Genomic DNA, 11,872 nt, shown 5'->3' with positions numbered 1-11,872 from the left:
TTCGTATGGCACTATTTACTGATTTTCCGCTTTCATTATCAATCACTTTAAAATACACGTTATAAGTTCCTGCTGTATTAGGATTGTATCTAAAGGTAGTTGTTGTCGATGTTTGTTTTACGTTATTGAGGTACCATTCATAGCGAAGGTTCCCTGTACCACCTCCTATGCTCGATGCACTAAAATCAACATTGGTTCCTTTTACAATATGTGTATAATTTGCATTAACCAATGGTGTAGTTAGTTCAGGATATTTTACTATTACACTCATGGTATGACTTACTCTGTGTTTNGTATTGTAGGCCAATACCTTTACTTCATAAGTACCTTCACTAGTAAAGGTTTTGGTAAAACTTACTCCACTACCACATTGTTCTTGTGCACCATTCACACTCCATGTATATAGGTTAGCACTCCCACTACCAGAAGTATTCGCAGTAAAGGTTGCAGGCTGGTTAGGAACCTTAGGCTGATCACCAGGAGTATCGATAATGACTCCTCCCAAAGCATCAGACTGCTGACCTTGATAGTTATAGCGTACTTGCTCTACCACATGCTGATCCTGATCTAATGCATATTGCATTCGGTTCATATCATCATACCTATAATATGCCGTTTGTCCTTGTGGATTGGTCATACTGGTTAACCCGATTAATGGATCATAGGTATACCCGCTCACTTGTGCATTTGCAAAATAGGCATGCTCTCTTAGGTTTTTAAACAGAGTACGCATGGTCGTTTCTTCAGCAGCAGTGTCTTCTGTATCTGAAGTTGTTTTTAACTGATTGATCAGTGTCGTTACTGCTGCAGGTATCCCCGTATAACTTGCATTATCAATTTTTACAATGGGTTGGGTGTTGTTATATCCCCAAACATACATGATATGACGCCCATCGACTTGGGACACTTCTAAGGGGTTACCGTTAGTGTCATAATCCAGATATTCGATACGATCTTGTAGGGTTGCATCCCCTTTAGCAGATTGGACGATCTCAGGTAAAACAATGCTAGTATTCCAATCTTTGTATTTGGTACGCTGTCGGGAAGTAAGTTCTCCATTTATATAGGTCTCTTGCTGTATAGGTGCTGCAATACGGTGTTGTGTTGCTTTTTTCTTCAACTTAGAGATGGTATTGTATTCAGCAGTGGTTAAAGCTTTTCCTAGTGCAGTTGTAGAAATAACATCATCTGGATAATAGCTTTTTGTAACTACCGTTTCTGCATTACTATCAGTGGTTGTAGTCTGTATGGGCATGGTTCTACCTTGATAGCCTGAATCATATCCGTATTGAATGGTTGTCTTTACTGCTCCAGAATTATACTGATTTGTTTTTTGGGTTTGTTCTAATAAATAGCGTTCACTTAGATTATCATATCCCAAATATCCAGCACCCGCACTACCAACATAGCCCATGGCTATATTATCAATCCGAATATCCCCTTGTTTTTTATAAGTATTATATATTTCTTCTACTTCATCAAATGTGTCTCTGTCTTTATTATATTTATATGTTTTTTCACGAATTAATAACCCTCTTCTGTGAGAATAATCCACGGCTGGAGCAAAAGGATAAAAGTTTTCTGACCAAACATACTCATTAGAACTACCAAACCCGCCAGCATCAGCAAAAAAACTATAGGTGTACTCTGTTTTACCTTGTTCTTTATCAGTGTTATATGCCGTAACGTTAGTATATCCAACGTGATACGTGCTTTGTCCGTTAAATGGAAATATACTATTGGACTGGATAACATTAAAAAAACAAGAATTAGGACCTTGGCGAAAAGGAGCATTTTTTATTAAAAAAACAGGTGGATTTAGCGATAAGCCACTTGATAAACCCGTATTATCAAATTGATTATAGGTGTATTTCTTAGTATTTAGGATAGTGCCATTATCATCTTTAAATCGCATTTCTTTAATTCTAAGGCCTCCTGTCTTTGCTACATTAGAAGGATTGTTATTGTCATTTTCTATGGTTTGTTTATAAAAAGATATGTCTGCTGCACCGTCAGAAAGGAAGGGGCCATTTTTTATGCTTATAGTATAAGTTCCAGCTTCCAGATCCATTACTCCTGTCTCATTAGCGTTACGAAACGTGAGTACCAAATCACCATTGGCTTTAGTGATTTTGATGGTGGGGCAATCACGAGTAGGGTCACCAAGACAATTCTGAGAAAAAGAGGTTCTGTAGGAAACAATACCACTCTCATTGAGAGTAAAATTAGAACTAACAGTTTCTCCAGGAACGTTAGAGTTTACAACTTGTGACCCTATAATTAACTTAGAAGTTAACCTGTTGCCAGCAAAGAAAGCTGCTCCACCTGACACGGTATTGGATTCGTATACAAACTCTGTTTTACCTTTGGTAGGATATTCTATTTCCTTCAATAATAGCGTTTGTGCGTGAGACTCATCCACTGTGCGATCCCCGCCGTCTACGTGTACTGGGCCAGTATTGGTTGTATATGCAAATTCTGGATATAAATATTGGTTATCAACACCGTTAGCATAATCCCAAAAATCTCTATCAAATGAAAATCGCTCAGGAAATGGGTGTTCCTGGTAATAGGTAAAGTTATGTTCCTGATTGATTGTGTTTCCTTTTTGTTGTTTGATCTTTTGTAAGTACAATTTCTTAGTTCTTTGGTCAAGATCTCCATAGTTTCCAAAATGTTCCCATGCGCTAGTAGTGAAATACCCATATTCAAATAAATAACGATCAACAATCTTGTTATTAGTATCTTTTAGCTCAATCTTAGAAAGTGCTTTATCATTTTTGAGATCCGTTCGGGAAATAGTATAGTCAAAATGGATACTTCCCTTAGGTGTTACAATAGAGGTAAGATATGTAGGAAAATAACGATCTTCAGAAAATGTAAGAGATACTCCCGGTGTAGTACAATCTCCATTCAGAGAAGCTTGTATGTATTTTTTCTGTTCCAATATATTCCAATACTCAATTTCGTTGGTGCCTCTTGTATAATTGAAACGAATACGATTCCCTTTATGATCTTTGATCTGTGTAAGATACCAACCAGAAGTATAGAAATTAATTGCCGAGGGAAGGTTCTGATTTTGAGCTCTAATCCTACTTTGTTTGGTTTCAAGAACTGTATCTAAGGTTCCTGGAATAGTACCAAAAGTATAGATTAGCCCCGTTTCGGTAGTAATTTCCCAACCGACAATCTTATTTGAGTTGTCTTTTGTATAGTTAATAATTAGATCATTTTTTGGATGACTATATATCCCACCATTTTGATCGAAGAAAAATTTTCCACTTCCTCCAGGGTAGTTAAAATAATATACATCAGACTCATAATCCTGGTGTCCATCTATAGCATTTTGAAAAAGTAGATTCTTTTCTGAAGCGTTGGAAGTAAAGTAATTGCTTACTGTATTACTGGTATTAATAAACCCCTGAGGGTCATCATCGGCAATACCTCTCACATTACGCGTAATCATACCTCCTGCATTGAGTGCCCAACCCAGACCAACACGAGACGCAATTTCATTAACTTTTATTCCGGAAGCATGATAATTTAAAGATACAGGAATGTTTATTTCCTGTTCTGCAATATTGACTATTGGGATAGAAATATTGGGCGTACCTGTATGTAGGCTCACTGGGATATCTATAAATTTACCCAAAGCAGCAGCCTCTGGAGTTGGGGGAGAAATATTAGGAACTTCTTGCCCAAAAGTTAAGGCACATACCATCCCAAGGATAAATAACATTTGTTTTTTCATAAAAGTGATTTTGTAAGTGTTTTTAATTTTCCCATTACGAATTTGTGTTTAGCGGCACAAAAAACGATGTTTTCTCAATAAAAATTTTACGGGTTTCCCCATGTTTTATGTTTTCCTGGTACAATATTAATACCTGCCAGTTTCATTTTTCGGGACTGGTAATTTCAAAATGTTAATTAATTGTTAAGGGTTTAAGGTCGGAAGTTTGAAAATATAAAATCAAGGTCTAGAGTATGATATAATATGTTTTCTTCCAACTTCCGTCTTCCAACATTCGACGCTTTTCACCACTTATTTTCGTATTAAAATAATTTAAAAGGAATCCTTACATTTGAGTGATCACTTCACACTCAACAGGATGTTTTTTTGTAGAAGGCTTTGGCTACGCTATATATTTTTCTTTTTTGTTTTACCTGTTTTTCAGGTTGCAGCATTATATGCGCAAGACAATCAAAAAATAAACAGTACAGAACTCGGTGATAAAACTCCACAAGAACTGGTTGATCTTATTAAGAAAGCAACTCCGGATGAGCGTGAGCAATACGAAACAACTCTACTGAACTATCCGCAACAGGATTTAGCGACAGCGGAGCAATATCTTCGGGTCGGACGCTATTTTTATGGTAAAGAAGAATTTGAAAAATGTATCAGATACTTAGATAAAGCAATAGTCATTGCAAGAGAACTACAAGAGTATAAAATTATTTGTTATTCCTATACGATAAAAGGGAATTGTTATCTAAGAGAAGGAGATAACCAAAGTGCTTTGGATGCCTACTATATTGCTTTGGATGTGGCGAAGTCTTATGAAGATCTTGAGCTGCAAATGATAACCAATTCTTGTCTTATTCTTGTTTTACAAAGGATGAATCAGTTAGATAAGGCAATTGGGATTTCTGAACGAATCTTAAAATTAATAGATAAAACCTCTTTCAAAAATACAAGAGAACATGTTAGGATATTAACCACCATCAATGACGTATATCTGAATGCAGAACACTATGACTCGGTATTACATTATGCAGAAAAAGGAATTGCGCTAAGCAAACATCTTGATTATAAGGAAGGATTGGTAGATCTATATATCAAAAAGGGAATGGTGTTCTATCATACCAAACAATATGACAAAGCATTTAAATACTTATTAAAAGCGGAGGATATTATATTGAATTTTGATATTGAAAATAAATTTTTTCCTAAGACCAATATCAATTATTTTTTAGCAAGTTGCCATTATGAACAAAAGGAATATGATAAAGCGATTGCGTATTTAGATAGAACTTTGGATTCAATTGAAGAGACGGATTTGGATAAAATGCCTGTGATTCAATCTCATTTGCTTATGGCAAACTGTTATGGAGAAAAGAAAGATCTTGAAAAAGCCCTGTATTGGCATAATAAGTACCTGGAGTTGAATGAGGAATATCAAAAGAATAAAGATAAAACCGTAAGTAAAATTTATACCGCTGAAGCAGAAAAATTAGAGAACGAAATTGAGAACTTAAAAAGTGATCAAATAGCTGATAAGCAAACTAAAACCTATGTGCTGATTATATTGATTATTGTTTCAGTAGCTTTTGTTTTTGTAGTATTTAACTATAGAAAGAAGCAAAAGAAGAATACGGTATTATTTCAGGATTTGATGCAAAAAATAGAAGTGTTAGAACTTCGTGAACAAGAGGAAGGAGAACAAAAAGAGGAGGTAAAAGAAATCATAATTGACGATATAAAGGTCGATGAAGTTCTTAAAGGGCTAAGTAAGCTTGAAGCTACAGAGTATTTTTTGAGATCAGACTGTAGCCTGGGATCCATTGCAAAAAAAACAAAGACGAATACAACCTATTTATCCAAGATTATTAAAATGTATAAAGGCAAAAATTTTAATAGTTATATTAATGAGCTACGAATTGATTATGTGTTAAGGAGGTTGAAAAACGATAAGAAATTCAGATCTTTTTCTATCGTATCTATTGCCAAAGAAATAGGGTATAAAAGTGATAATTCTTTTACCAAACATTTTAAAGCAAAAACAGGATTAAATCCATCGTATTATATCAAGAAGATTGAGCATATGGAGGAGCAATTACAATCCTAAGAAATAGCTTTAAAAAGAGTACCGCAAATTATTTAAAATAAGGTTTCCAGATTATGATGTAGTTCTGGTAACTCCTATCTTCAAAAAAAGGTTAAGAATTCACAATAAATCATTTTTAGTATGAAGAAGAAAAAAACGCACAAAATTATGTTGAGAAAGCTAACTATAGCACGGATTAGCAATGATACATTAAACCAGATTAAAGGAGGGAGTAGTGTTCCACCTTCTACATCTTCAAATTTTGAATCTGATGCCTGGTGTGAGGATAGTCATATCCCATGATTTATACTTAAAAAAAGCCCTGTGAATCACAGGGCTTTTTTTATCTCCTTATTTTATCAAATTTGAGGAATTCTAATTTTTCACTTGCTGTATTTCAGGTTATCTTGAGATCAAGATCTTACTGTTAAAATCGATTTTGATAAGGGGAAGCCGAAAACCTTTTAAAATAGAGTAGGTAGTTTTTTTAAACATATCTCATGAAAAAATCATTAAAAAATCTGGAGCTTAAAAAAGAAACCATTAGTAAACTTAATTTGGACAAGGTAAAAGGAGGATGGCATGCAACAGCAATGTGTAATCCTACAAATTTTTGTCCAACACAAGGAGCGCTTAATTCTTGTCCTCCTCCAGGAGTTCAATGCTTCTAATTAGCGTGAGTTCGATGTTAGAAAACAACGTCAATTCGAGTGATCCGACAAAGTAGGATTGTATCGAGAATAGTTGTTTTCGACTCAAAAAGTCTAATTGCGATAGCTCTACTGAGTCTGTCGAAGTACAATTTTTCTTCTGTCACCTCGAGTATAATCGAGAGGCCATTACGAAAAACCACTCAATTTGACGACTTTTTTTAATTCATTTTAGATCGAACTCAGATTAATTAGAGATATAGGGTTGATCAATTTCATATAAAAACCAGTATTAGATGTATCAACCTTCTTAAACATATGGCGGAAATCGAAAAGCCTTTAACAGAGTAGATAGTTTTTAAAATATATCTCATGAAAAAATCATTGAAAAATTTAGAACTTAAAAAAGAAACCATAAGCAAATTAGATACATCGGCATTACATAAGGTACAGGGTGGACATTCTGGTTGCTGTCCAACAGAAGGAGCTCTTAATTCTTGCCCTCCTCCTGGACGCATGTGCTTCTAAGATAATTGATAGTAAATTCGATACAAGATTTTTTTTCAGAATATTATAAACATTTTTCTTGTATTGATATTATCAAGCATTTAGGTTTAAATAGCAAGAAAGCTGCCCCATAAAGGCGGCTTTTTTCTCTTCGGATACAAGGATTAAAACGCATCGGTTTAAGACATTCAATAAGCTTTATTGAATAAGCTGACGTTTAAAAGCAGAGCTTTTAGGTCTTTTTCAACCAGTATAAGATTTGTTTTTGCGTTAAAAAATCTTGAAACCTTGGAAAGATTTTAGTAAAACAAATTTGGTTTTCAGTAAAACTGAAAAATACCTTGGAAAAAGCGCCTTTTCTTTTGTTTCGTTTTCTTTGGGCGAACAAAGAAAATGAAAAGAAGGTTGAATCAATTTTAGCTATGAAAACCAAAATATTATAAAATGTTTCAATGTAAGAGATTTTATATTCAGCTAATATGCTAAAAGAAAGAAATGGTATGAATCAAGAACAGGTTTTATTAGAAAAACTAAAGGAGATTGCAGAAATCCTAAAAAAAGAATATACCCATAAAGAAGAGATAGGAGTATTGTCCGGTATTTCGGGAATTGCTTTGTTTCAGTTTTATTATGCTAAGTTGATGAATGAAGAATCTCATGCAGAAATCGGAGTTGAACTCCTGGGATTGGTTTTTCAAAAGATAAATGAAGGATATACACTTCCGACTTTTTGCTCTGGAATTGCAGGAGCGGCCTGGGCAATAGAATTGTTACAAGAAGAAGAATTTATAGATATAGATTGTGATGAGGTATTATCAGGACTTGACACGTATTTAATTCAGTTTATAAAGAACACAGAGAGCGATCAAAATTTTTACGATTTCTTACATGGGATATTAGGTGTGGGATTCTACTTTGTAAAACGATATCAAAATACCAAATCAAAAACCTTAAAAGAAAAATATAAAGGTCTTTTATTAGAGATCGTGGCGTTACTTCAAAAAACGTCGCAGATAGAAGACAATAGAGCAAAATGGGAATCGTATTTAATACGAGATGAGGATGTAAAAGGGTATAACCTTAGTTTTGCTCATGGAATCACAAGTATTATTAATTTTTTATCACGATTAGCAGCATATGATGATTTTAATAAAGAAGTGGTTACTTTACTACAGCAATCGGTGAAGTATATTTTTAGCTTAAAAAACAAGGAAGGTACAGATTCATCATCTTTTCCTAGTTGGATAACCTGTGACAATAAAAAGAGCGAGAGTTCGAGATTGGCTTGGTGTTATGGAGATTTAGGGATAGGAATAACACTGTGGAGAGTTGGTAAGGTGTTAGATAATACGAAGTATAAAAATGAAGCTGTTGCAATATTAAAACACGCAGCAAAAAGAAGAGACCTTACAGAGACATCGATTAATGATGCGGGATTGTGCCATGGTGCTTTTGGGGTAATGCATATGTACAATTATATGTATATTGAAACGCGTGACCCTATATTTGAAGAAACTGCTGGTTTTTGGATGAATGTAGGACTTGATATGGCTGTGCATAAAAAAGGACATGCAGGATATATGCAGTGGGTAGGAGGCGAACATCCGGGATGGCGAACAGAGATTAGTGTACTAGAAGGTATTGCCGGTATTGGATTATCTATACTGTCGTATCTGGCGCCATTTGATACTAAATGGGATGAGTGTTTGTTAATAGGTTGATTGTTAAGCTGTAATGTTTAGTATTTCTTTTACAATTCTTGTAATTCTTTCTTAATTTTCCCGACCTATGGGATATGCCTAAACCAATTTTTAACCAAACCAATTTTTTTATAGCATTACAATATCTATTCGCTAGAAAGAAACAAAGTTTTCTGGCGACAGTGGGAGTGATGCTTGGTGTAACTACATTTATTGTCATGATTAATTTTATGACAGGGGTTAATGATTTTTTGGATGATGCTGTATTTAAAGGGAGTCCTGATGTAATTATAAGCGGAAAACAGGAAGGATCTTCTAAACAACAATCTCTGGGAGGGAATTTAAACACGCTTAAAAATATTGATCAAATTAATACACTGTTATCAGATCATGATAATGTGCGTTCTTTTGCACATCAGATAATTTCACCCGCAATTTTGATCAGTACTACCAATCAGTTACCTGGAGGTATTAATGGTGTTTTTCCGCTGCAAGAGCATCAAATGGTTGATTTGAATCGTAGATTAATAGAAGGACGTGGTTTTGAAAGCCTTTCTGAAGAGAATACAATTTTACTCGGAGTTAGCCTGGCTAAACGTTTGCAAATTTCTGCAAATGATACGTTAAAAATGATTTTGCCTAATGGGAAAAGCGAACAACTTCTAGTTGCAGGGATATTTAGTTTCGGAATTACTACCATTGATAACGTACGTACGTATATGCCCGCAACAACGTTACAACGGTTATTGGGTAAAGAAAATTCGATTACTCATATTCATATAAAACTTAAGGATCGTGATAACGTAGCGATTAAAAAAACATTAATTCAAAAATTTGAGGGAAGTACTGTAGAAGATTGGAAAGATAGTAATAAGACTATTGTGATAGGCAATAAAGTGCGTGATATTCTAACCTGGTCGGTCTCGTTTGCATTGCTTTTGGTTGCTGGGTTTGGGATTTACAACATCATGAATATGACAGTCTTTCAAAAACGAAAAGATATTGCAGTATTAAAAACGGTGGGATATTCAAGTAATGATATTATTTTCATTTTTCTTATACAATCCATAATTATTGGAGTGTTTGGAGCTCTTTTGGGAGCGGGTTTTGGATATATCATCAGTTATGTGATTTCTACCACACCTTTAGACACTTCTGATTTTATTATTGTTGATACCTATCCTATTAATTTTAACCTGGGATATTACATTTTAGGACTTGCTTTTGGTGTAGTTACAACAATTTTAGCAGGGTATTTTCCATCAAAAAAAGCAAGTCAAGTTGATCCCGTAACCATAATTCGAGGCCTATGATTCTGGAAGCAAAACATATTCATAAGTATTTTCATGAACCACAAAAACAGCAAGTGTTAAATGATGTTTCCTTGCAAATCGATGAAAAAGAACTGGTTTCTGTATTTGGAGAATCAGGAAGTGGCAAATCTACTTTATTATATATTTTATCAACCCTGGATACTAATTTTAAAGGTGACCTAATTATAAATAAAGAAAGTATTAAAACGATGTCACCATCATGTCTTACTGATTTTAGAAATGCTCATATAGGATTTGTGTATCAATTTCATTATTTACTTCCAGAATTTAATGTGTTGCAAAATGTAATGCTTCCTGCGATGAAACTTGCAGAAAAAAACAGGGATGAAATTAAGGAAGAAGCATTGTTTTTATTAGAAGAAGTGGGAATGAAAGATTTTGGATTAAGACCATCGTACAAACTATCAGGAGGACAACAACAAAGAGTCGCTATTGCAAGAGCGTTAATTAATAATCCGATGCTTATTATTGCCGATGAACCTACAGGTAATTTGGATCAAAAAAATACAGATATGGTATTTGAACTACTCAAAGATATTACAGAACAACGTGCAAAAACTGTGGTTATAGCTACCCATAATTCAAAAATTTATAAAAATTCTCATAGAACTATTGAAATGATTGATGGTTCTATCCGACTATAAAGAGGTAACAATTTAAAAACCAATCAAATGGAGTCTCTTTTAAGAAAAAGTATTATTATTTTCGATGGTGAGTGTAATTTATGTAACGGAGTAGTAGGGTGGTTAATGAAATTTGCTAATGATGATCTTTTTGAATTTATTCCATTTCAATCTCCAAAAGGGCAACAACTACTTAAAAGTTTTGATTATCCAACAGAACAGTTAGAAACTGTAATTTTAATTGACGAAAATGGATTTCATACACATTCTGATGGTTTTCTAAAAATTGTTGCCAAAATCCCAAAATGGAAACGTGTTGCAGCTTTATTGGTCTTTGTTCCAAGAATAATACGAGACGCTATCTATACCTTAGCCTCTCGCAATCGTGTAAAATGGTTTGGACAATCAAAAAGTTGTACAATTAATTTTAGATAACCCTCATATTTCTTAATCTAGATTAAACATTTATTGATATTCTTCTTGTATTTTTATAGTGCGCTTAGTTACTGTAATGATTAGCGCATTGAATTGTATTATGCATAAGATATGGAGATAGCAAAGGTATCAATACCCAGTCATTCAATATTATATAAAAGCCAGTATGATTATGCCGATAGTTATACTGGCTTTTTTGTAGATAAAGATGATAAAATAGATTTGCTGTTCATTAATAAAGTGTTTTTAAATTCTGCACCAAAATGGGGTGATGTCTTATTAAATCTTCGTAATAAAATTGTACCACTTTTTGGATTGAAGGGAGCTAGAAAACCTAAAAATAAAAAAGACCTTTTAAATAATTTTTCAGGAGCAGTGGGAGAATCGATTGGTTTTTGGAAGGTGTTTGCAAAAAACGAATCAGAAGTTATTCTTGGAGAGAATGATAAACATCTTGATTTTAAAGTTTCATTATTAGTGGATGACCAAAATGAATCCAAGAATAAAAAACTAACCATTACAACCATTGTAAATTTTAATCACTGGTCAGGGAATTTCTATTTTTTTCTGGTAAAACCTTTTCATCAATTGATCGTGCGAATGATGCTAAAAAAAGCAATACGAAATATTGAAAAAGAAAGTATTAAGATAAAATCCAAAATCACAATATAGTTTTAACCCGTTGTGCATTTAGTTAATATTAATTTTTAGGTTGTTTATATTTCTGTTGAATTCAAACCTATTGATATATTGAATAATGGTCATTGCTGTGATCTTTGATAAGATTCTATTTTTAAA

General features: G+C 33.7%; 10 protein-coding genes and 1 pseudogene. 9 read left to right on the top strand and 2 right to left on the bottom strand.

What is annotated here, in order from left to right; genetic code table 11:
• On the bottom strand, window positions 1-583 hold a 583-nt coding region (locus FOF46_RS33180; protein ID WP_478209727.1), incomplete at its 3' end, for a PKD domain-containing protein.
• Window positions 584-4,109: 3,526 nt separating this feature from the next.
• On the opposite strand from FOF46_RS33180, the gene FOF46_RS29300 reads away from it, so the two are divergent.
• The 9 genes from FOF46_RS29300 to FOF46_RS29275 all read left to right on the top strand — a co-directional run bounded on the left by FOF46_RS29300 (window position 4,110) and on the right by FOF46_RS29275 (window position 11,746).
• Complete coding sequence (locus FOF46_RS29300; RefSeq protein ID WP_143918993.1) at window positions 4,110-5,846, top strand: tetratricopeptide repeat protein; 1,737 nt, start codon at window positions 4,110-4,112, stop codon at window positions 5,844-5,846.
• 120 nt (window positions 5,847-5,966) lie between these two features.
• Window positions 5,967-6,128 (top strand): class I lanthipeptide, encoded by a 162-nt coding sequence (locus tag FOF46_RS31905; RefSeq protein ID WP_167571998.1) that lies wholly within the window; start codon window positions 5,967-5,969, stop codon window positions 6,126-6,128.
• A 197-nt stretch (window positions 6,129-6,325) separates the two neighbouring features.
• Window positions 6,326-6,496: a hypothetical protein gene (locus tag FOF46_RS31900; protein WP_160114125.1), complete on the top strand. Its 171-nt coding sequence runs from the start codon at window positions 6,326-6,328 to the stop codon at window positions 6,494-6,496.
• Window positions 6,497-6,847: 351 nt separating this feature from the next.
• The gene (locus FOF46_RS31895; protein ID WP_160114124.1) at window positions 6,848-7,003 is read left to right on the top strand and encodes a class I lanthipeptide; all 156 of its coding nucleotides are present in this window, start codon (window positions 6,848-6,850) and stop codon (window positions 7,001-7,003) included.
• Window positions 7,004-7,461: 458 nt separating this feature from the next.
• The gene (locus FOF46_RS29295) at window positions 7,462-8,703 is read left to right on the top strand and encodes a lanthionine synthetase C family protein (RefSeq protein WP_143918992.1); all 1,242 of its coding nucleotides are present in this window, start codon (window positions 7,462-7,464) and stop codon (window positions 8,701-8,703) included.
• A 74-nt stretch (window positions 8,704-8,777) separates the two neighbouring features.
• Entirely contained in the window at window positions 8,778-9,995 is a 1,218-nt protein-coding gene (locus tag FOF46_RS29290; RefSeq protein WP_143918991.1) for an ABC transporter permease, read from the top strand.
• A complete protein-coding gene (locus FOF46_RS29285) occupies window positions 9,992-10,660 on the top strand; it encodes an ABC transporter ATP-binding protein (protein WP_143918990.1) in 669 nt (222 codons plus the stop codon). Before FOF46_RS29290 ends, FOF46_RS29285 begins: the two co-directional genes overlap by 4 nt.
• Before the next feature lie 27 nt (window positions 10,661-10,687).
• Window positions 10,688-11,074: a thiol-disulfide oxidoreductase DCC family protein gene (locus tag FOF46_RS29280; protein WP_143918989.1), complete on the top strand. Its 387-nt coding sequence runs from the start codon at window positions 10,688-10,690 to the stop codon at window positions 11,072-11,074.
• Window positions 11,075-11,185: 111 nt separating this feature from the next.
• Window positions 11,186-11,746 (top strand): DUF2867 domain-containing protein, encoded by a 561-nt coding sequence (locus FOF46_RS29275; protein ID WP_143918988.1) that lies wholly within the window; start codon window positions 11,186-11,188, stop codon window positions 11,744-11,746.
• An 18-nt stretch (window positions 11,747-11,764) separates the two neighbouring features.
• Here the strand turns inward: FOF46_RS29275 and FOF46_RS32830 are convergent.
• Window positions 11,765-11,872 (bottom strand): annotated as a pseudogene (locus tag FOF46_RS32830) (IS982 family transposase); the annotation flags it as partial.

The sequence above is a fragment of the Aquimarina algiphila genome (assembly GCF_007489275.1).
Taxonomy (GTDB): domain Bacteria; phylum Bacteroidota; class Bacteroidia; order Flavobacteriales; family Flavobacteriaceae; genus Aquimarina; species Aquimarina algiphila.
Note: the sequence above shows the minus strand (reverse complement) of the source record. Positions and strands in the feature narration are given on the sequence as shown.